General features: G+C 68.5%; 16 protein-coding genes and 1 pseudogene. 6 read left to right on the plus strand and 11 right to left on the minus strand.

The features are described from left to right. Positions 1 to 17: 17 nt before the first annotated feature. The 3 genes from ASG43_RS01105 to ASG43_RS01115 all read right to left on the minus strand — a co-directional run bounded on the left by ASG43_RS01105 (position 18) and on the right by ASG43_RS01115 (position 2454). Complete coding sequence (locus ASG43_RS01105; RefSeq protein WP_056500895.1) at positions 18 to 1238, minus strand: terminase family protein; 1221 nt, start codon at positions 1236 to 1238, stop codon at positions 18 to 20. Positions 1239 to 1333: 95 nt separating this feature from the next. Further along, positions 1334 to 1840 carry a hypothetical protein gene (locus ASG43_RS01110; RefSeq protein ID WP_056499334.1) on the minus strand — a complete coding sequence of 169 codons (507 nt, stop codon included), beginning with the start codon at positions 1838 to 1840 and terminating at the stop codon, positions 1334 to 1336. A gap of 116 nt (positions 1841 to 1956) precedes the next feature. Continuing rightward, a complete protein-coding gene (locus ASG43_RS01115) occupies positions 1957 to 2454 on the minus strand; it encodes a YcgN family cysteine cluster protein (protein WP_056500898.1) in 498 nt (165 codons plus the stop codon). A 148-nt stretch (positions 2455 to 2602) separates the two neighbouring features. On the opposite strand from ASG43_RS01115, the gene ASG43_RS01120 reads away from it, so the two are divergent. The 3 genes from ASG43_RS01120 to ASG43_RS01130 all read left to right on the plus strand — a co-directional run bounded on the left by ASG43_RS01120 (position 2603) and on the right by ASG43_RS01130 (position 6092). Continuing rightward, positions 2603 to 4753, plus strand: coding sequence for a PBP1A family penicillin-binding protein (locus ASG43_RS01120; RefSeq protein WP_056500900.1), 2151 nt, complete (start codon positions 2603 to 2605; stop codon positions 4751 to 4753). 144 nt (positions 4754 to 4897) lie between these two features. Further along, positions 4898 to 5482 (plus strand): DUF1214 domain-containing protein, encoded by a 585-nt coding sequence (locus ASG43_RS01125; RefSeq protein WP_056499337.1) that lies wholly within the window; start codon positions 4898 to 4900, stop codon positions 5480 to 5482. Then, positions 5475 to 6092, plus strand: a complete 618-nt coding sequence (locus ASG43_RS01130) for a hypothetical protein (protein ID WP_056499340.1) — start codon at positions 5475 to 5477, stop codon at positions 6090 to 6092. The genes ASG43_RS01125 and ASG43_RS01130 overlap by 8 nt, the downstream gene beginning before the upstream one ends. Positions 6093 to 6120: 28 nt before the next feature. On the opposite strand, the gene ASG43_RS22430 is transcribed toward ASG43_RS01130, so the two are convergent. Continuing rightward, entirely contained in the window at positions 6121 to 6294 is a 174-nt protein-coding gene (locus ASG43_RS22430; protein WP_156386324.1) for a hypothetical protein, read from the minus strand. A 161-nt stretch (positions 6295 to 6455) separates the two neighbouring features. On the opposite strand from ASG43_RS22430, the gene ASG43_RS01135 reads away from it, so the two are divergent. Beyond that, complete coding sequence (locus tag ASG43_RS01135) at positions 6456 to 7553, plus strand: DUF2336 domain-containing protein (RefSeq protein ID WP_056499343.1); 1098 nt, start codon at positions 6456 to 6458, stop codon at positions 7551 to 7553. Positions 7554 to 7630: 77 nt separating this feature from the next. On the opposite strand, the gene ASG43_RS01140 is transcribed toward ASG43_RS01135, so the two are convergent. The 3 genes from ASG43_RS01140 to ASG43_RS01150 are packed head-to-tail and all read right to left on the minus strand — an operon-like array spanning position 7631 to position 10395. Beyond that, complete coding sequence (locus ASG43_RS01140) at positions 7631 to 7963, minus strand: DUF1491 family protein (protein ID WP_056499346.1); 333 nt, start codon at positions 7961 to 7963, stop codon at positions 7631 to 7633. Positions 7964 to 7979: 16 nt separating this feature from the next. Continuing rightward, positions 7980 to 8648 (minus strand): peptidoglycan-binding protein, encoded by a 669-nt coding sequence (locus ASG43_RS01145; protein ID WP_162244655.1) that lies wholly within the window; start codon positions 8646 to 8648, stop codon positions 7980 to 7982. Between the two features lie 34 nt (positions 8649 to 8682). Beyond that, a complete protein-coding gene (locus ASG43_RS01150; RefSeq protein WP_156386325.1) occupies positions 8683 to 10395 on the minus strand; it encodes a HAMP domain-containing sensor histidine kinase in 1713 nt (570 codons plus the stop codon). 465 nt (positions 10396 to 10860) lie between these two features. Between ASG43_RS01150 and ASG43_RS01155 the strand changes: the two genes are divergently transcribed. Both ASG43_RS01155 and ASG43_RS01160 read left to right on the plus strand, forming a co-directional pair. Then, the gene (locus tag ASG43_RS01155; protein WP_056499355.1) at positions 10861 to 11403 is read left to right on the plus strand and encodes a DUF5330 domain-containing protein; all 543 of its coding nucleotides are present in this window, start codon (positions 10861 to 10863) and stop codon (positions 11401 to 11403) included. Positions 11404 to 11485: 82 nt separating this feature from the next. Next, on the plus strand, positions 11486 to 11905 hold the full coding sequence (locus ASG43_RS01160) for a SufE family protein (RefSeq protein WP_056499358.1): 420 nt from the start codon (positions 11486 to 11488) through the stop codon (positions 11903 to 11905). Between the two features lie 222 nt (positions 11906 to 12127). On the opposite strand, the pseudogene ASG43_RS01165 reads toward ASG43_RS01160, so the two are convergent. The 4 genes and pseudogenes from ASG43_RS01165 to ASG43_RS01185 form a co-directional block, all read right to left on the minus strand. Next, positions 12128 to 12514, minus strand: a pseudogene (locus ASG43_RS01165) (DUF6456 domain-containing protein); the annotation flags it as partial. A gap of 23 nt (positions 12515 to 12537) precedes the next feature. Then, positions 12538 to 12999 (minus strand): helix-turn-helix domain-containing protein, encoded by a 462-nt coding sequence (locus ASG43_RS01170; RefSeq protein ID WP_082490520.1) that lies wholly within the window; start codon positions 12997 to 12999, stop codon positions 12538 to 12540. A gap of 618 nt (positions 13000 to 13617) precedes the next feature. Beyond that, positions 13618 to 15729 (minus strand): penicillin-binding protein 1C, encoded by a 2112-nt coding sequence (gene pbpC, locus ASG43_RS01180; RefSeq protein ID WP_244487942.1) that lies wholly within the window; start codon positions 15727 to 15729, stop codon positions 13618 to 13620. Positions 15730 to 15748: 19 nt separating this feature from the next. Further along, positions 15749 to 21253, minus strand: a complete 5505-nt coding sequence (locus tag ASG43_RS01185) for an MG2 domain-containing protein (protein ID WP_056499370.1) — start codon at positions 21251 to 21253, stop codon at positions 15749 to 15751. Between the last annotated feature and the right edge of the window lie 82 nt (positions 21254 to 21335).

Here is a 21335-nt window from a genome sequence, read left to right on the forward strand (position 1 = left end):
AGAAAACCTGTTTCGTCTCAGAGCCCGCGCACCCGCGGCTCGGCCTCCCGCGCCGACAGGGCCGTGATGGCCCAGACCATCGCGTCCAACCGGTCCGGCGATCGCCCGTCGGACAGCCCGTCCGGGCCGAAATCGGCCATTTCGTCCTCGAGCGCGGGAAAGCTTCCAGCATGGCGCACGCGGCCCTGCTCGTAGAGCGCGGCGACGGGCTCCGCCCGAGTCCACTTCCCGCGCGTCGCGCGCACCGATCGGATCGGCACGTCGGCGGAGATCGTTCGGATCACCGCCTCCACCATGTCGCCGCCCTGGTTCACCTCCGCGACGATCCGGTCGGCCTCCAGCCGCTCGTAGAGACGCACGGCCGCCCGCGCCCAATCCGCCGGCTTGGCCGCTTCCATACTTCCATCGGAAAGGACGTAGATCGTCCCATCCGCCGCAATTCCCGCCGCGACGATCCCGCAGGCGTCGGAGCGCTTTGTCGCCGTCGCCGGCGGATCCACCGCCACGACGATGCGGCGCATCGCCGGCGCCGCGCGCACCCGCAGGCGGTCGATGGCCGCGCGGTCGAACAGAGCATCGGTTCGCGCCTCGATCATCTCGCCTTCGAGCTCCTGCCGCCCGAGCCGCGATCCGCCGTATCGCGCGTTCATCGCGGTCAGAAATCCGCCCGCGAGGTTCTCCGCGTTTTCCGCCGTCCGCATGTGGGTGGTGGCCGTCGTGCGATCCTGGAGAAGGCGCTTCAAGATCGCGATCGGCCGCGGTGTCGTCGTCAGGAGCACACGCGGCCGGCTCCCCAGGCGAAGCGCCAGCTGCAGGTTGTCGAAGCAGTCGTCGGCATGCCGCCACTTGGCGAGCTCGTCTCCCCAGGCCGCATCGAACTGGTAGCCGCGCAGCGCATCGGGATCTTCCGACGAGAAGATCTGCGCGACCGCTCCGTTGGCGAAGACGAGGCGCCGCCGCGAGGCCTCGAAGACCGGGCGCGGCGGCATGGCGATGGCCCGGATGCCGCTTTCTCCCTCCACCATCACCTCCCGGGCATCGCCGAGCGTTTCCGCCACCAGCGCGATGCGTCCGTGCGGCGCCGAAGCCAGGGGCGGAAGACCCATCGCCATCGCGCCGATCCATTCCGCTCCCGCCCGCGTCTTTCCCGAGCCGCGCCCGCCGATCATCAGCCATTGCCGCCAGTCGCCCGGCGGCGGCAGTTGCTCGGCCCGCGCCACGTCGGACCAGCGCGGCATCGCCTTGGCGAGCGCCGCGCTCGGTGCCGACGCCACCTCCGCCTCTGCGGCCGCCCAGTAGGCCGCCTCGTCGAGATCGGCGGGGTGTTCCGCCGTCAAATCGGCAACGCGTCGAACGAGGCCGCGGGAGCAGGAACGGGTTCGTCCGCGCCCGCCGTTGCCCCCGCCGCAGCCGTGGCCCCGCTCGCCTCGGACCGGCCGACCGGGGCATTCCCCGCGCCCTCCCCGGCTTCACCGGTAAGGGTCGTCGGCAGCCCCGCCGCCCGCCGCCGCCGATCGAGGACCCTCAGCCGTCGCATGAGCTCCGCCGCCAGCCTCTCGGCCTCGGCATCCGGCCCCTCGGCGCCCGCCCCGGACGCCAGCGCCTCCAGCTGCTTCAGCTCCAGGAGCTTCTCCAGCGTGCGGACCATCTGCCCCAGCGCCTCGATCCGCGCCTTGGCGCCGACCCCGAAGTCACGCTCCCCCTCGTCCGCATCGGCCCGCAAAGGCTCCACCGCGCGCTCGAGCACGCCGAGCTCGAAGCCGAACAGCGCCAGCAGCCGATCCGCGAGCAACGTCCCCGACGCCGCCCGCAGCCTCGCCCGTTTCGCAACCTTCGCCATCGCACATCCCCGGAAACGCAAAAGCGGCGAAGCCTCTCCCGAAGCCCGCCGCCCGCAAATCTCTGACCGTGCCTGAACCCTACCCCGCCACCGTCACGGCGTCAAGGACTATTTTCCTATTTAAGACTCGCATCCTCTTCCGTTTCGCGGGTCCCCTTCGCCATGGGGTCTTCGCCCGGCCAGCGTGCGAGATGTTGTTCGAGATCGTCGAGGTCCATTCCCTCCTCGCTGATCGTGCGTCCGCGCACCGAGATGCCGGCCTCGTGCACGGTATCTGGATCCCCGGACACGAGATGGTGCCACCAGTAGAGGTCGCGCCCCTCCGAGATCAGCCGGTAGCCGCAGGTCGGCGGCAGCCAGGAAATCGTGCGGACCGCTTCCGGATCAAGCGGGATGCAATCCGGCACGGTCGCCTGTCGATGCTCGTAGTCCGAGCAGCGACACGACGTGCCGTCGAGCAGCTGGCAGTGGACGCGGGTCCAGGCGATGGCGCCGGTGTCCCAATCCTCCAGCTTGTTCAAGCAGCAGCGGCCGCAGCCGTCGCAGAGGCTTTCCCATTCCGCCGGAGAGAAGGCTTCCAGCGGCTTGCCCTTCCAGAAGGGCTTGTTGCCAATTTCACGCATCCGTTAAAATCATTCTCCGGCGGACGGCCGCTTTCTTGTTGTCGCCGCAAGGTCCCTCCACTTAATCTCGGTGTAGGGACCTTTGTGGTAGGACGTGCCGTGAACTGCGGCCCGGCCGCCGAACGTCGACGGTTTGGATTTGCGTGACCTCTTGAGCCCGAAGCCGAAGCTGCGCAGGCCATCACGGCTGATCGAGGTCGACGCTTGGATCGATAGCAGCCTTTGGCGCTTTTTTCATGGCTTCTCCACGTTTTGGGAGAGCGTCACGATCCTGTCGCGCCGCTTTCGTGCGCGCGGCTTCAACCGCGTTCTCGTCGAGCTGAGCTGCGAGGGTCTGACCCTCGGTCTCGTCGGCTTCGTCCTGATGCTGGTCCTCGCTCAGCCCGCGATGAAGCTGACGGCGAACGGGCTGCCGCTCGAAACCGATTATTCCGTCCTGATGCTCGATCGTCATGGCAACGAGATCGGCCGTCGCGGCGTGCTCCGCGCCGATGCGATTCCCATCGACGAGATGCCCGATCCCTTCATCAAGGCCGTCCTTGCGACCGAGGACCGGCGGTTCTTCGAACATTACGGCATCGACTTCTTTGGCCTCGTGCGCGCTCTGTCCGAGAACGCCCGGGCCGGCGGCGTCGTCCAGGGCGGCTCGACCCTCACCCAGCAGCTCGCCAAGAACGTCTTCCTCACGAACGAGCGCACGATCGACCGCAAGATCAACGAGGCCTTCCTGTCGCTGTGGCTGGAATCCCATCTGACCAAGCGCGAAATCCTCGGCATGTATCTCGACCGCGCCTATATGGGCGGCGGCACGTTCGGCGCCGCCGGGGCGGCTGAGTTCTATTTCAACAAGAACATCCGCGAGGTCAGCCTCGCCGAATCGGCCATGCTCGCCGGCCTCTTCAAGGCGCCCGCCAAATATGCGCCGCACATCAATCTGCCAGCCGCGCGCGCCCGTGCGAACGAGGTCCTGTCCAACATGGTGCAGGCCGGCTTCATGACGGAGGGCCAGGTGGTCGCCGCCCGTCGCCAGCCCGCCACCGCCGTCGATCGCTCCAGCACCATCTCGCCGGACTATTTCCTCGACTTCGCCTTCGACGAGATTCAGCGCATCGCGCAGAACATTCCGCACCGCAATTTCGTCGCCCGCACCACCTTCGACACCGGCATGCAGCAACTGGCCGACGAATCCGTCGAGTTCCACCTTCGCCAGTACGGCAAGACCTACAAGGTCGAGGAAGCCGCGATGGTCGTTCTCGACGACGACGGCGGGGTCCGCGCGATCGTCGGCGGGCGGGACTACGGTCTCTCCCAGTTCAACCGCGCGACCAAGGCGCTCCGCCAGCCCGGCTCGTCCTTCAAGGCCTACGTCTACGCCGCCGCGATGGAGAAGGGTCACAAGCCGACCGACATCATCGTCGATGGTCCGGTTCGCGTCGGCAACTGGTCGCCGCAGAACTATGGAAACTCCTTCGCCGGGCGCATCCAGATCCAGGATGCCATGGCGCGGTCCCTCAACACGGTGGCCGTTCGCCTCAGCCAGGAATCAGGTCCGGGCAAGGTCGCGGAGCTTGCCAAGGCCATGGGCGTCGAGACCCCCCTTCGTGGCGACAAGACGATCGCGCTCGGCACCAATGAGGTCACCGTCCTCGATCAGGCGACCGGCTATGCCGTGTTCTCGGCTGGCGGCATGGACGCGCACCGCCATTCGATCCTTCAGCTGACGGACACCAACGGCAAGGTCCTCTGGGATGCCGCCCGCGACATGCCGCCCCGCCGCCGTGTTCTGTCGGAGCAGGCCGCCAAGTCGATGATTGAGATGATGGTGCGCATTCCCGAGGTCGGAACGGCCCGCAGGGCGCAGCTTTCGATGACGCGGGCGGCGGGAAAGACCGGCACGACCCAGAGCTACCGCGATGCCTGGTTCGTCGGTTACACCGGCAATTTCACCGGCGCGGTCTGGTATGGGAACGACAGCTACAAGCCGACCAACAAGATGACCGGCGGCTCCCTTCCCGCCATGACTTGGCAGCGCGTCATGGAGGCCGCTCACCAAGGTATCGAGCTGCGGCCCCTGCCCTTCCTCGACAAGCCGTTCCCGGACACGAAGAAGGAGAAGGTCGCGGTCGCTTCGGACGGTGCGGCCCCGCGGCCGGTTCGCCCCCTGGCCCTGACGCTCGCGGCGCAGAAGGTGCTGGCCGATCTCGGCGATCGCCTGTCGGCCGCACCGCCGCTGGATCCGGAAACCTTCGCGTCGAACCGCGAGACGACGCCCTCCACCGTGCCTCAGTAGTGGCTTGATTCGGCAGAGGCGCGCCGCGGCGGAGTCGGCCGCGGCGCGGCGATCGTCGGATCTTGTGTCGCGCCCGCCCTTGCCTTGCGTGATCCGCTCATGGAAAGAGCGCTCTTTCGGCCCGTCAGCGAGCACCAGCGGCGTATGCGTTTTCTCTTCCTCCTCGCACTCTCCATCGCGATTGCGCTCGGCCTCGGCGGCTGGTCGGCCGAGCGTGCCTTGGAGGAAGCGGCCGATCTCGGCACCGAGACCGTCGGTCCCTGGCTCGCCAATCCGACCGCCGGCTCGCTCGACGCGGACCCCTATTCGAAGGCGCGCCTCGCCCGCATCGGCAATCTGACGCTCGGTATCGGCGAAGGCATCCAGTTCCGCGCCTCGCGCGACTCCGGGGGTGAACCCTTGCGTCTGGACTGTACCTATCGCCTTGCGGGTCAGACGCCCCCGGCCCGTGTCTGGACGCTGGCGGCTTTCGGATGGGATGGCCGCGTGGTGCAACCCGGTGCCGGCCGGCCCGGCTGGCTCGTCTCGCGCAACATCCTGCGGGCCGAGGACAACGGTTTCTCCGCCACGGTCGGCCCGCGCGCGGCGTCGGGCAACTGGCTGTCGGTGGTCGGCACCGGCCCCTTCGTCTTGATCCTCACGCTCTACGATACGCCCGCCAGTTCCTCCAGCGGCGTCGGCGATCTGTCCCTGCCCGATCTCGTTCGCCAGGATTGCGCCCGTGGGTAAGCTGTTCCTCAGCATCGTGATCGGCCTCGTCGGGGCGCTGGTCGTCCACATCGCCGTGATCTTCACCATTCCCCGCGTGGCGGAGAACAACGCCTGGGCGCGGCTGTCCCGGCTCGGCGAACCCTTTCGGATGGTGCGAATCGATGCCTTGCGCCGGCAGGCGCCGGATCCCGCCTCTCTCGATGTCGGCTCCAGCGAACAGGATTTCGCCTTCGTCGATCCCGCCTTCATCACCGCAGGCTGCCGCTTCTCGCTCGCGGAGGGGCCGGTCCGCGTCGTCGCGCCCGATCTCACGACCTTCTGGTCGGCCTCCATCTATTCGCGTCCGGGCGACAATCTGTATTCGATCAACGATCGCTCCGCGGTGGACGGCCGCTTCGATCTTCTCATCGGCACCCGGGATCAGTTGATCGAGGCGGGATCCGGTTCGACGGAACGGGACGAGACATCGATACCCGTCGAAATCGCGGCGGTCGAAGGCTACGTCACGCTTCGTGTCCTCGTCGACGAGGAAAGCGAACGGCCCGGAGCGGACGCATTCCTGCGATCGGTGGTCTGTGAACCCGCGCTGTCCCCGGCGGCCGACGATCGGCCGGATCGGGTCGGCTGACGGTTCGATCGATCGCCGGTTCGTCGGTTCAGGCTTGGCGCTGGGTGCAACGCGCGTCCGCAAGCCCGGAATAGACCGGCACCTCGCCCATCCGCTCACGTCGGATGCAGGGCAGGATGATGATCTCGGCAGGGCCTGCCGCGGTTGTAGTCGCCCGGCCGGCCGTCGGCACGGGGGCCGGAAAGCGCAGAAGCGTGGCCATCGGTTGGAACCTTGATCGAGACAAATCGAGACGGACGTTCGTTCGGGGCGACCATGGCCCACCGACCTTTCCCGGAGCTAGAAATCCATCACGGTTAACAGCTTGCTAATCTTTCTTGTCTAATTCTTTCCTTCGGTGAAACGACGGACGGCCGACAACCCATGAAGGATGCCAATCCCCGCATTTTCCGGAGCCTCGAGACGGCTGCGGGCTCGGCTGAATTCGATACGATCGTCGCAGCCGCCGTGTCGTCCTATGGCGCGCTGCGCCGGCCGAGCGAGCTTCAGGCGCGCGATTTCGCCCGCCTCGTCCTTCCCGTCTGGGATCGTCTACGCCCGGAGAGCAAGCGTGCGCTCGGCGCATCGCTGTCCCATTCGGAGAACGTGCCCCGCGGTATCGTTCAGAAACTCTTGGACGAACCGATCGAGATCGCGGCGCCCTTTCTCGTCTCGAGCCCGGTCCTGACCGATGCCGACCGGCTGAAGATCGCACGGGATCGCGACCTCCGCCTGCCCCGCGCACAGGGTCCCGGCCTGCCCCGCATCGAGATGGACGCCCCCGCGGCGGACGATCGAACGTCGGGCGGCGAGAGGGAGGGCGGCAGGACGGCCGGGAACGAGACGACCGGCTTCACCAGCGCCGCTGTCGCCGCTCCTCAAGCGGACCGTGCCGAAATCCGTGCGACGGCTTCGGCGATGGAGCGCCCGCAAGCATGGGAGCAGCGTCCCTCGGCAGAGCACAAGGAACCCGGCCAGGCCGCCGCCGCCGTCCGCGAGGCGTTGCGACGTCTCGTCCAGCCAGGTCGCAGGTCGGCCGCGCGGCGGATGACCCTGACGGACCTCGTCGAGCTTTCCGTTCGGGGCGACCGGCTGGAGACCATGTCGGTGCTGGCGGACATGGCCGGGATCGACGAACGGGCGGCCGAGCGGATCGCCGAAGACGAAACGGGAGAGCGTCTGGCGGTCGCCTTGAAGGCGATCGGCGCGAGCGATGCCGACGCCATGACGATCCTCATGATGCTGAAGCCGAAAATCGGCCTCGACGTCGCCGTCTTCGACATCATGGCCCGGTATTACAAGGCGTTGAAGCGCGACGACTGCGTTCTCATCGTGGGCGGACGGCGCCGCGTCGAGGCGCCGGCCCTGGAGCCGCTCTTCGAGGACATCGAGCGTCCCGAGCGCGCCGCGCAACCGCGCGCCGCCTTCGGCCGCCGAACCGAGCGCCCCGCAGCCTCGCAGCCGAAGTCCCGCAACGGCTGAGGCGGACCGGCGATCTGCCGCCCGCAAGCGTCGCGCCTGCACTGCCACGCGGCGCGGCGCGGCGCGGCCGTGTCGCTCTACGCTTCGACGATCTCGACATATTGTTCAGGCGTCGCGGTTTCGATTTCCACGACCCAGAAATCGGGATCGAACCGCGCCTCGCGCACCAATCGCGCCTCGAGCGCGGCTTCGTCCGTCAAGAATTCTCGCATGAAGCGCCGGCCGCCATCCTCCGACGAATGCGTTTGCGCGGCCGGACCATAGAGGTCGAGAGCGCCGTCCCGATGGCGCACGAGGAGGAAGATCGCGCCGGCCGCCTCGGCTCCCCGCCGTTCCACGGCTGCGAAGCCCCCGTCGGAAAAGACGCGTCGGACGAGCTGCGAAACGAAAAGGTCGCTCGTCACGCGCATGGACGGCGTCCCCGCATCAGTTCAGCGCGCCGATTTCGATCAGGCGCTTCAGGATCCGCTCGTTCGGCTCGCCCGTCACGTCGAGACCTTCCAGCGCCTCGAAGGTCCGGATCGCTGCGCGCGTCTGTTCGCCGGCGACACCGTCCGCCTTCAGCGGAGCGACCTCGGCCGCCGCAAGGCCGCTCTGGATGCGCTTGACGAGATCGGCGCCCGACGCGACCGGCACCGAGCCCGTGCTGTCGTCTGAGATACCGTCGGCAGTCGGCCCGCCGCTCGCGATCCGCACGGGTTCATCGGCCTCGGCCGAGCGGATCGCCGCCAGGAGCCTCGGCGTCGGTTGTCCGTCCACCGCGAGCCCCCGCGCGCTCTGGAAGGCGCGGATCGCCGCCGTCGTGGCGGCGCCCGGCTTGCCGTCGAGCGCGGCGTTGTAGTAGCCGCCGTCGTTGAGGGCCGTCTGAACCTCCAGCACCAGCGGCACGGACATCAGCCCGCTGTCGTTCGTGGCCTCCCGAACGTCGCCGGCTTTGGCGAAGTCGCCACGCGTCGCCATCAGGGGACGCGGATGGCGGCTCGTCTGGCCGTAGAGCGCGTTGGACGCGACCACGACGAGGAGCAAGCCGCCGGCGAGCACGCCCAGCGAAGCGGCCGGATGTGCCGCCAGCGGAGCGCTTCCCCTTCGAAGCAACCCGAGGCCGACGAGCCCCAGGCGGCGCGCGGCGCTAGGCCGTGCGACGCGCCTGGTCGTCGTCCGTCGAGGGGGTGTGAGACTTCTTGCGGGCATGGGCGAGCGCTACGACCGTTGGCGTTGAGGGCGAGGAATGATCGATTCGGGCGGGCCCGTCGAGAGGAAGCAGAACGCGGACCGTGGTCCCGACGCCGGGTTCGCTCTCGATGGTCATGCGACCGTCGTGGAGGTCGGCGAGACCCCTGACGAGAGACAGGCCGAGGCCGGTTCCCTGATAGCGCCGCGTGGTGCCGCTCGACAGCTGCACGAAGGGCTGCCCGACCCGCGACAGATCGGACGCGGCGATGCCGATGCCCGTATCGCGCACGGAGAGCTCGATATGCGGTCCGACCTTCCGGGCGGAGAGCGTGACGCTGCCCTCTTCCGTGAACTTCGCCGCGTTGGACAGGAGGTTCAGCAGCATCTGGTGGCAGGCACGACGATCCGCGACGATCCGGCCGAGCGCGGGTTCCAGCTTCAGCTCGAAGCTGAGGCCCTTGCGCGCCAGTTCGCCGCGCATCGTTCCGTCCGCCGATCGGCAGATCTCGTCCACGGAGACCGTTTCGAGCGCCAGTTCGTAGCGTCCCGCCTCGATCTTCGAGACGTCGAGAAGACCGTTGACCACGCCGAGAAGATGTTCGCCCGACTGGCGGATATGACCGACATACTCCTTCTGCCGGGGATCCTGGAAACCGCCGAAGAACTCCTGGTCGAGCACGTCGGAGAACCCGATGATCGCGTTGAGGGGGGTTCGAAGCTCGTGGCTCACGGTCGCGAGAAACCGGCTCTTGGCGAGCGAGCTTTCGCGCTCCGCGGCGAGCGTCCTTTCGAGAACCGCGAGCGCCTCCCCGGCGACGGGCGCCGGCCGCGCGACGACCACGATGGACACGAGGCGGCCCTGCCGGTCCCGATGGGCGCGAAGGTCGATCTCCACGTCCCGGAAGGTTCCGGCTCCGCCCGAGGCTCGGGCGCGCAGAACCCATCGGTCCGAACCGTTCCGGATCTCCGCGAAAGCCTGGAGATACGACACGCGGTCGGTCACGTGGATCGCTTGGACGATCCGGCTCGCGTTCATGGGGCTCGAACCGGAGAAGAGGTCCGCGGTCGCCGGGGAGGATTTCAGGAGCGTGCCCTCGTGGGAGAAGAGCATCACCGCTTCTTCGAGTGCGGCATCCGCCAGCGCCCGTTCCGCATCCTCCCGGACGCGCTTGGCCTTCTCCGCCTGGCGACCGAGGCCGAGACGCCGGGTGAGCACGGCCCCGTAGAGGACCGCGATCGCGATCGAGAGCGCGTCGAGCCCTGAGACCCAGTGGGACATCGAACGGGGCATCGCCGCCCAGTCGCTGAACGCGGTTGCGCCGAGAGCGAGAAAGCCGAAGGCGCCGGATGCCGTGGCCACCATGCGGCGCCCCTGCCGAAGGGCTTCGGCGGGCGCCAGAACCAGCATCCAGAGGCAGACGGACGCGACGCCGCCCGTCAGAGCCGCGGCCGTGGCGATGAGGGCGGCCGCCAACGCGGAGATGCCGAGGATCACGACATCGACCCGGCCCGTCGCGGAAAGGCTGCAGGCGATCGCGAGCAGAAGCCCCGCCACGATCACGGGTGCCGCGGACGCTTGAACGGCGTTCGTGCCGAGCCAGACCAGCGGAGCCAGGAGCACGCAGCAGAGCGCGGACAGGACGAGGATGCTCAGCACGTTCGCCTGCATGCGCCGCTCGTCCGTGGGACGGACGGACGGCGCTACGAGGCCTTCGCAGCGCGTCCGCAGTGCAGCGGCGAGCGTTGCGCCGCCCAGCGGGCCTGCCGCTCCGTCTGCCTCGCTCGAATGCGTCATCAACGATCCAGAATCATCAAGTTCGGACGCGCGAGGGACCCGTGGGTCCTATCCTGTTCACGACGCCTTGTTGTCCCGGATCATGCCCCCGACACTTTAAGGAAGGCATAAGCCGAGCTTCCATCGCTTCATGCGAATCGCGAACAACCATCGAGAACGACTCGCATTTGAGACAAAGGCCGCCATCGACTTGAACCTCGCCTTGGCCTGCGGCATGGCAGGGTCGCGTCGGATCGAACGAGGACCGATCCCGGCGCGTCGTCACCGGGATCGTCCGAAATTCGGCGAGCCCTTCGCGTTCGGGACCCTTTGTCCCGCTGCGCCCATCGAGTGTGAGGCATGATGCGTTTCATCCTGAAGTGCGCCTTCTGGCTGGGATTGGTCGCGTTCCTCCTGCCGTTCGGCACCGGACGCGGAGAGAGCGACGTCCAGATGTCGTGGCTGGGAGCCGTCGTCGGCATCCAGGAGGCGGTCCAGGATCTCAGCGGCTTCTGCGAGCGCGCCCCGACGGCGTGCGACACCGGCCGGGAGGCCGCGGTCTTCGCCGGCGAACGCATCGGCGACGGCCTCGCCATCGCCTATGCCTTCATCGACGATCGCCGTGATGCCGGCGCCGCTTCCGAGGAAGCGTCGAAGACCGCCCTTGTGGAAGAGGCGACGCCGGCCGGGCCGATGCTCGCCGGGACGGTATCGGCTGCGCGGGGCGAACCGTCGACCGATCCCGTGACGACCGGCACGCTCTCGAGCCCGCCGGTTGCGCCCGGCATGCCGCTCCCACGTGCCTATCTGGCGCCCAAGCGCTCCGCCGGCGTCGAGACCGGGACGGCAGGCCGGGTCGATGCCGCCGCCCGCGTCATTCCGACACCGGCCCCCCGCGGCTGACGGTCGGCTGACATCGGGCGTGCCAGGGCCTATATGCGGTGCGAGCCGCTCTGCCCTGAGCGGACGACGAACGGACCGCTGCATGCAGACGATCGACGACATCAAGGCCGATTTCGAACTCCTGGACGACTGGGAAGACCGCTATCGCTATCTGATCGAACTCGGCCGACAACTGCCGCCCATGCCGGACGGATCGCAGACGGACGCGTCCAAGGTTCCCGGCTGCGTCAGCCAGGTCTGGCTCTCCAGCGAGATGGAGGCGAACGAGCCGCCACGCATCGTCTTCCACGGCGATTCCGACGCCCATATCGTGAAGGGCCTCGTGGCGATCACGCTGGCTTTGTATTCCGGCCGCACGCCCGACGAAATTCTGCGAACGGATGCCGAGGCGACGTTTGCGGAACTCGGCCTTCGCGAGCACCTGACGCCCCAGCGATCGAACGGACTTCGCTCCATGGTCAAGCGGATCCGAAGCGACGCGGAGAAAGCGGACGTGCCGTAGGACGCCGAGCCTTCATCCGAGCAAGTCCTCCGAGGACACGGGGGGAGAAGCTGTGACGTGTTCGACGTTGCCCACGCCTTCGGACGATCCGGTTCAATGCCCGGGCTTCTCCTCTGGATGGTCGAGGCCGCTTCGCGACGCAGCGTTCATCGTCGGCCGGTAGCCGTCCGAACCCCAGCTACGCATGCCCCCGTGTCCGGCCGAAGCCGTGCCGATCAGTCCGTAGTGCCGCGCCAGCGCTCCGAGCCCCGCCTTCAGGAGGAGCTTGGCGGACCGCGCCGGCCATTGCCGCTCCCGCTCCACGATCTCGAGCCCTTTCAGGAAGCAGCAGACGTCGAGGAGAATGCCGGAGAGTTCCGGTCCGACCGCCGTCACGGCCGCATCGACACGGCGCTTCGCGTCGATCGCCATGTCCGAAAGATCGGCTCCCCCGCACGATCCGCCCCTGCCCTTGCCCGGTGTTCCGTCCCAACGCTGCGTGACGCCGGGGGTCAGGCCGGCGCGCGTGAAATCGGCCCGCAGCCGCTCGCCGGCAACGGTCTCCGCCTCGCAGAGGAACGGCTCGCCGCCCTTTCCCCGTCGCGATGCCAGACGAGCCAGCGGCGATTCGTCGAGATTGTAGCCGGGCGTGCTCATGCCGACGCATCCTCCCCGTTCCAGTCGAGACAAGCGGCGGCGAGCCGTTCCATCCGCCCGACGAGCGCGTCGAAGGCCGCCCCGTCGCGATCATCCTCGACCCGGCGAATGGCATGGGCGACGCTGGTGCGATCGCGGCCGAAACCGAGGCCGATTTCGGTCAACGGCACCTGAAACACGACATGCGCCAGATAGATCGCGATATGCCGTGCCTGGCAGGCATCCGACCGAGCGCGATTGGGCCGTGCGATCTCCTCGATCGGCACAGCCAGAACCGCGCTCGCGATCTCCCGCGCCATCCGGCAGCGGACGGATGCGTGTTCGCCGTCGAGCCGTGCTGGCCGCTCCGCGCGGCGGCGCGGCGGGCCCGCGCATCGGCGCGTGCCGGATCGCCCGGCGAATGCGAGAAGGCCCGCCCTTTCCGCAGAGTTCGGGTTCGACAACTCGGATCTCGGCATCGCTGTCTCCTCGGTTACGCAGCACGATCAAGAATTAGCCGATCCGCCCCAGGATAGGAAATCTTTCCTGTTGACGATGAGGATTTTCAACGTGGAGCGCGCCGCCCGCAGGGCTTTGCGACGCCATACCGCCGATCTCGGCGCGGACGGATCTCCTCACCTCGCTCCAGCGACATGAGAATTCTCCACCACCCGGGAGATCATCATGATGGAAAACACGGCAGCCGACCGCCTCGGCCAATCCCTCGCGGCAGCCGCTCGGCGCTATGGACAAGACCTCCGCGCCTCGCAACGCGCCGGTCTCGACACCGCCGAAGCGCGCTCGCTTTTGGCAAGGTTCGGTCTCCCCACGCATCTCGTCGATACAGCGGGAACCCGGTCGGCTCCAAGCACGCCGCAGGGCCTGGACGGACTCGCCCGCTTGCGCGACGAGGATCGGCGCCTCGTCCGTCTGGCGCGCAAGGCCAGCCCCCTCTACAGCCTCAACCGACACATCGCCGTCCGTCGCCTCGTCGCATACCTTTCACCAGCCGACCCCGGTGCGGGCGCGTCTCGATCGCTGCGAACGACTGCAAGCCGCCTGCGACCGACCCGGCTCCTTCGCTGCTCCAGGGCCCCCTATTCCACGAAAACGCGCGAGCTCGCGGCGGCGCCCGTGGCGTCGATCACGGAAATGTCGATGAACCCCGCTTCGTCCGGCGTCCACGAGGCCTGACGCTCGAACAGCGACCGTAGGACCGGAGAACCGTCGACATACCAGGTGAAAGGCGGCTCTCCGTTGCGAACTTTCAGGGACAGCCCGGCGGGAGAACCGCTGAGGAGACCCGTCTCGATCCGCGTCGCGTTGGGCGGGAACACGATTTCAGGCTTCAAGGCCGTCGATGCGGATGGGCCGGCGCGTCCCACCATGCGCATCGGCGGCGGCAACGTCTTTCCAGCTGCCACCAGAATGCCGGCCGGTGGACCCGGCAGTCGCGCGGGCAGGCCGATCCGCGCGAAGACGTCGCGCATCACCGGCACGGCCGCCTCTTGCCCGACGAGACCCGTCACGGGCGCCCCGTCCGGACGCCCGAGCCAGACCCCGACGACATGATGCCCGTCGTAGCCGATCGACCACGCGTCCCGATAGCCGAACGAGGTTCCGGTCTTGTGCGCGATCGTTCCCGGGGACCCCTTCGCCGTGTTCGGCGCCCCTGCGAGGATCGAGGTCACGTACCACGCGGCCTGCTCCGACAGGATCCGGCTTGCCCCCGCCCCGCCGATCGACGCCCCCGTGCCCGCTTCCATTCGCAGATGCCGGGCGACCCCGCCATTGGCGATGCCGCCATAGATCGCGACGAGATCGTTCAGCGAAAGGCCGAGACCGCCGAGACCGATGGCAAGGCCCGGGATCGTCCGGCTGCCGAGCTCCGGCCGGGCGCCCGCCCTTTGCATCCGCTGCACCAGCCGCGAGGGTCCCACCGCCGACAGGAGCGCCACGGCCGGCAGGTTCCGCGACAATTGCAGCGCCCGCCGCGCGGTGATCACGCCTTCGAACGCATGATCGAAGTTCTGCGGCGTGTAGCCGGCAAACGCCGTCGGCCGGTCGTCGATCAGGCTTTCCGGATGCGCCACGCCCCGCTCGAAGGCGAGCCCATAGATCAGCGGCTTCAGGGTGGAGCCCGGCGATCGAAGGGCGCGGGTCAGATCGACATGTCCCTGCCGTCCACCGTCGAAAAGGTCGGGGGAACCGACGGAAGCCAGGATCTCTCCGGTCCGGTGATCCGACACGAGAAGTGCCAGACTGAGGGGCTTGGCCATCGCGCCGGCGCGGGCCCGCGCATAGGTCTCGAGCCGCTCCTGCAGTCCTTTGTCGACGGTCAGCCGGATCTTCGCTTCGCCGGGATGGCTGGCCCGCATGCGCTCGGTCGCATGGGCGGCGAGGATCGGCAACGCGCGCCGACCCGTCGGCATCGGCTCCGCCCGGGCGCGCAGGGCCTCGCCCGGGGTCAGGATGCCGAGCACTGCCATCCGGTCGAGCACCCGGTCGCGCGCCCGCTTCGCCCGTTCCGGGTGAAGATCGGGACGGTAGCGCTCGGGAGACTGCGGCAGCGCCACGAGCAGCGCCGCCTCGGCGGCGGTCAGGCGTCTCGGCTCCTTACCGAACCAGGCAAGCGTCGCCGCGCGAATGCCCTCGAGATTGCCGCCATAGGGCGCGAGCTTCAGGTAAAGGCCGAGGATCTCGTCCTTCGTGCGCGAGCGCTCCAGCGCCAGAGCCGTCAGCACCTGCTCGCCCTTGGCGCCGATGCCCGTCGGCAGGCCCTTCGACATCCGCGCGACCTGCATCGACAGGGTGGAGCCGCCGGACACGACGCGCAGATGCCGGACGGACTGCCACGCCGCACGCAGGACCGCCCGTCCGTCGACGCCGCCATGCTCGAAGAACCGCTTGTCCTCCCAGGCGGTCAGCATGGCGACGAAGCGCGGATCGACGCCGCCGATCGACACGTCGAGCCGCCACCGCCCGTCGGCGATGGCGAAGGCTCGCAGCAGTTCGCCGTCGCGATCCTCGACAATGGTTCCGGTCGCCGGATCCCCCAGCGCCGCGACCTGCGCCTCCACGGCTCGATCGAGCGCCCGCCATGAGAGCCCGCCGGCGCTTGCGGCGAGCATCGAGAGGAACAGGATGGCGATCGCGCGCCGCTTCATGCGGCGGCGTTCCGGGGCTCCCGTCACCGTCGCATCGCCCATCGCTCCGGTCTCCGCCGCTTCAGCGAAGCGCGCCGGCGACGGTCACGCGCGTCTCGTCCGTGTGGCCCCGCCGCTCCGGCCGGTACATGTCCTCGACGGTCGCCGCGGGATGCACGAACTCGCCCGGCGAAACGGCCCGGACGACATAGGCAAAGCGCAGGGCGTCCTTGTTGCCGCTCGCCTTGTTGACCGAGGCGATGAAACGGTCTGCGCGGAACTCGGTGTGCGCCACCTGATCCGTCAATTCGAGAAAGCTCAGGGACGCGACGTCCCCGCCGCGCAGGATCGACGGATTGTCGATCTCGAAGCCGGCGGGCAGCGGATCGTTCACGATCAGACGCGATGCATCCTCGTCCACCGGCAGGACCTCGACGACCGCGACCAGCCGGTCGCCCTGACCGACCGTCGAGACGTCGGCCTCTTCGCCCTCCAGCGTGTAGTAGCGCCGGGTGATCTCATAGCCGCGCGTCTCCGCCGGCGGCGCCGACAGCGGCACGCCCGCGAGCGTCACGTCGGCCGAGACCGCCTCCGGGCCCCGGTTCACGAGCGTGATCGGCGTCTGCAGCCGGCGATCGTCGAAGCGTGCGCCGTAGGCTCCCTCCCGATCCTCGCCGTCGATCGAAAGGCTCGGCGGGCGTTTCGACAGGAGCGCATGCGCCGCCAGCAGCGACCAGCTGTCCTCCTGCGTGGACGTGTAGCGCTTGGCCTTGCGCTCCATCCCGACCTTGGTCACAAGCCCGTCGAAGGCGACGCCATCGATGCCGCTTTCGATGCCGAGCGTCAGCACCGCGGCCCCGTCGCGAAGCGGCGTTCCGTAGTCGCCCCGGTTCGCCAGGGACCCCGCCCCCGCCGTCGCGCCCGACACCGCCATCCGGAACAGCGTTTCCGCCCGAACCCGGTCGCCGTAGAGGGCGAGTGCGGCGGCGAGATGGGCCTGCGCCAGCGGCGTCTTGAACGACGCCGCCTCGTTGTCGGCCGTGTAGCGGAGATCGCCGATCGCCGCGCGTCCGTTGCGGGCGAGCACGTAATAGGCATAAGCGACCGGACCCCAATCCGGCTGCTCCGGCAGGTAGTTGATCGTGTTGCGCAGATTGTCGACCGCGAGCGTGAAGCCCTCCGTCGGTACCGCATATCCCGCTTCTCTCGCCCGCGTCAGGAAATCCGTGACATAGGCGTCGAGCCAGATGTCGCCGCTGTCCGGCGACCAGAGGCCGAAGCTTCCGTTCGAGGACTGGTTGGCGAGAACGCCTCTGATGGCGCTCTCGATTCGGGCGCGCACGTCGTCGCGGCCGGACAGGCCGGCCGACAGCACCGTCGCATCGAGATAGACCAGCGGCAGGGCGCGGCTCGTCATCTGCTCGGTGCAGCCGTAGGGATAGCGATCGAGCGCCCGCACGACCCCCGCGACGTCGAAGCCGCCAAGGCCGGTGACGCTCACCGTCGCCTCTCCGGTCCCCACTTGGAACTCGGTCAGGATGTCGCTCCCCAGCGTCAGTTGCCCGCCGCCTCCCGCGATCTCGAACTGGCTTTTCGTCACCACCTCCGGCTTGATCGAGCGCACCGGCAGACGCACGCTCTTGTTGAGGATCGTGCCGTCCGGCGTTGTCAGGGCGATCCGCAGCACGGCATCCCCGATCGCTTCCGCCGTAACCGGCAGCAGGATCCTCTGGCGCGCGCCTTGTTGCAGGTCGAGCATGCTCTGGAGATCGGCCCCGATGGACACGACCCCGGCTCCGCCCTCGACGGCGAGTTGCATCTGGCCCGCGGGTCCCTCGACATGAACGACGTCGATCGCGATCCGTGACGTGTCGCCGGGACTGAGGAAGCGCGGCTGCGCGACCTGCAGAACGACGGGATCGCGCACCACCATGTCGGCGCTGGCCTCCCCGACACCGGTCTTCGACCAGGAGACCGCCATCAGTTTCAGCGTGCCGTTGAAGTCGGGAATGTCGAGCGGCACGCTCGCCGTCCCGTCCGCCCCCACCGTCACGATGCCCGAGAAAAGGGCGACGAGTTCCTCCATCGGCGGCGGACTGACGATCTGTCCGCTGGAATCGCCGCCCGAGCGCACCGCGCCGGGCGCACCCTGCATGCGGTCGATCAGGCGGCTGTAGAGATCGCGCACCTCCACGCCGAGCCGCCGCTTGCCGAAGTAGAAGCCGGTCGGCGCGGGCGGTGCGAAAACGGTGATGTTGAGAATCCCGACATCCACCGCAGCCAGCGTCACATAGGCCGTCTCGCCGGCCCGCACGTTGCCGATGGCGAGGCCGATATCGATCCGGTTGCGCGGCTCGATCTTCGCCGGCGCATCGATCGAGACCGACAGGGCCTTGTCGCCGGGATCGACGCGCGCATGGGCCAGACCGATCGCCCGCCCCGGCATCCGCTTGGCCTCGATGTCCATCGGCCGATAGAGCACCGCCGTCACATAGGCGCCCGGCCCCCAGTCGCGCGTCACCGGCAACCGGACATCGGCGCCTTCCGCAGGAATGTCGGCGGTCGTCATGGCGATCACGCGCTCGTCCATGACGAGCACCTGGACCTTGCCGGCAAACCGCGGCTCGATATGCGCAACCGCCGTATCGCCGATCGCATACAGCGGCTTGTCCAGGGAGACCTTGAGGATGTCGGGGGTCTCCATCGACTTGGCGGCGACGTACCAGCCCGCGTCGAAGCGCGTGCTCGCCGGAACGGCGCCGCCCGACGCATCGGTCAGCACCAGCTCGAACCCGCCCCAGCTGACGGGAAGCGACAACCGCCCCGGCTCGCCGGCCGAGAGGTCGAGCGTGCCGTTCGCCACGCGCTCCGTGCGCTGGATCGGCTCGTAGTTCCAGCGGCCGTTGCTGGAATACCACTGATAGTCGGTCGTCACCTTGTTCAGCACCCAGCCGACGCCGGCAAGGTTCATCCGGGCGCCGTCCGCGTCCACCGCGATCACGTCGAGTCCGGCTGCCGATCCGTCGCCGACCGCGCCCTCGAAGAGCGGCTTCACGCCGAGCCGCGCCTTGGCGCCGAGAACGGCGAGATCGCTCGTGCGCTCGACCGGGCGGCCGCTGGCATCGGCGACGCGCACCTGCAGCGTCGCCGTCAGCGGCTTCGTCGTCGCGGGCAGATCGAACGGATCGAGCGAAACCGTCGTCGTCCCCGCCTCGTCCGTGACGTCGCCCGTCAACGGCAGCCGGAGGGCGGTCGGCTGGTCGTCGGCCAGGCCGAACCGGTAGCCGGGATAGGCGTCGAGCCGGTCCACCGCCGTCACCAGCGCTTCGCCGGATGGCTCCAGACCGCCCGCGGGCGCGCCGAAGAGATAGCGGACATCGAGCGATACGACGGGCGGCGCCGCGGGATCGAGAACCTTGTCTGCGACGGCGACGTCGAAATCGATCTTCTCCGGCTCGAAATCCTCCACCAGCACCGTTTCGTCCGCGATCGCGGGCTTCTTGGGATCCGTGTGGACCGCCATTCGCCAGCTGCCGCGCATCGCGGTGGCGGGAACGTCGACGGTCCAGTCGAAACCGCCGGCTCCCTCGTCGCCGAGCGCGACCCGCGCCGCCTCGACCCCGTCCGGCCGTGTGACGATGCCGGTGAGGTTCAAACCCTCGACGGCCTCTCCGCGGCCGTCCCGCACGAGGCCGGTGAGATGCACGCTGTCGCCGGCTCGATAGATGCCGCGATCGGAGGTCAGGAACACGTCGAGCGCCCCCGCCGGCTCCCGGCCGTCGACCCCGCGATCGGTCAGGTCGAAGGCGGATGCCGTGACGTCGAGAAACGCGAAATCCGCCGCCTCGCTCCCGGAACCGGTCCCGCCGGTCGCGGTCAGCACCGCCGTCTGGTCGCCTCCGGTTCCCCGCAGAAGTCCCGGCGCGAAGCGGGCATGACCCTTCTTGTCCGTCGTCGTCGTCCCGAGAATCTCGTTGTTCAGCGCGACGAGTTCGAGCGAGACGCCGGCAAGCGGCTCCGCGGTGCCGAGCGAGCGTGCGAAGACGTGGAATCCGTCCTCGCCGGAAAAGGTCGACAGTCCGATATCGGTCAGGATGAACCATTGCGTGGCGACCGCCTCCTGGTCGCCGCGCGCGTTCGGCGCCGATGCCGCCAGCACGTAGACGCCCGGCTTCCGGTCCTTGAGGATGTCGGAGACCGGGATCGCGGTCACGACCTCTTCGTTCGTCCGGTTCGCCACCGCGACCGATCCCGTCCAGACCGCCTCCCCCTGGCTGTTCTCCACCGCATCGAGGTCGTAGCTCGCCATCTGGCCGAGAAAGCGGCTGTCGCCGATTGTGCGCGCCAGTTCGCGATCGCCGATCCGCAGCAGCCGTGCCGTGATCGTGTCGGTGTTGACGGTCGTCACCGGGATCGCGGCGGCGCCCCCGGCCGGCAGAACATAGGCATTGCCCGAGAAGCGGACCGACGGGTCCCGGTCGCGGACATAGACGGAGAGCTCGGCTGGCTTGGCCAGCTTCTCGCCGCTCGCCGACAGGATGCCGGCCCGCGCGACGACGCGGTAGCGTTGTCCCTGCGTGACCCCGTCGACACAGATCTGGGAGCCGCTCGCATTGACCGCGAGATGGTCCCCGCCTTCGACCGAGACGTAATCTCCGGCCGTCTCGGAATTGACGATCGAGGGCGCGAGGTCTTCGGAGAAGACGAGGCAGAGCCGAGGACTGGCGGCATTGTTGTCGACCGTGTTGTCGACGATGCGGAAACCGTGGCTCGCCACCGCCTCGTCCAGCCGCCTGCGCACGTCCGGATTGTCGAAGGCGGCAAGGCTGGCGCGATAGGTCTTGATCGCGGCCTTCCAGTCCTCCGCGGCGGCCATGGCCTGCGCCAGGAGATCCAGCGCCTCGCCTTGCTCGGCCTTGTCGGGGGATGTCACATAGAGATTGACGGCGGCGGGATAGCGCAGGGCGTCGTTCGCCTGCTTCAGGCCATAATCGTCGGAGGCGAAGGAAAGAACGGCGCGCGTCAGTCCCGCCCAGGCCGCACGGTCGTTCGGCTCGCGCTTCAACGCCTCGCGGCTCAGCGTGGCGGCATCGCCGTAACGCTGTTCCGCATAGGCTTGCGCCGCGAGGGACAAAGCCTCTCCGTCCGCGATCCCTTCGTCCTTGGGCTCGTCGGCGAGACCGAGACGAAGCTGGCGCGCTTCCTCGATGCGCGCCTTCGGCAAGAAGGATAGGTCCGCCTCGCGCTCGGCCTGACCGTCCGCGTCGGTCGCGTCGGCGGCGGCCGTTACGATCCGCCCGGACATGGCGCCCTCGACGTAGCGCAGTTCCCCGACGCCTTCCTTCAGGAAGCACCATCGGGTCTTCTGGTTCAGCGTGAAGGCTTGGCAGCGATTGTCCGCAAGGCAGGCGGTTTCGCAGATGTTGGCGTCGACGTCTTTGAGGATGTCGTAGTCGCTGCCGAAATAGTCGGCGTTCGGGGAGGTGACGATCCGGCGCTCCGCCTCCTCGGCCGCGGCGAGGCTGAAGGAGGCCAGGAGAACGGCAAAGGACAGAGCCGTCCGGCGCCAGCTTGAACTGCGGATCATCGACCACTCCCCCGTCGCTGATGAGCGAGGCCGACGATAGGTCTCTTTGCGGCAGCTCGCCAGCGTGATTTGCGGAGCGAAC

This window comes from Aureimonas sp. Leaf454, from assembly GCF_001424685.1.
GTDB lineage: Bacteria > Pseudomonadota > Alphaproteobacteria > Rhizobiales > Rhizobiaceae > Plantimonas.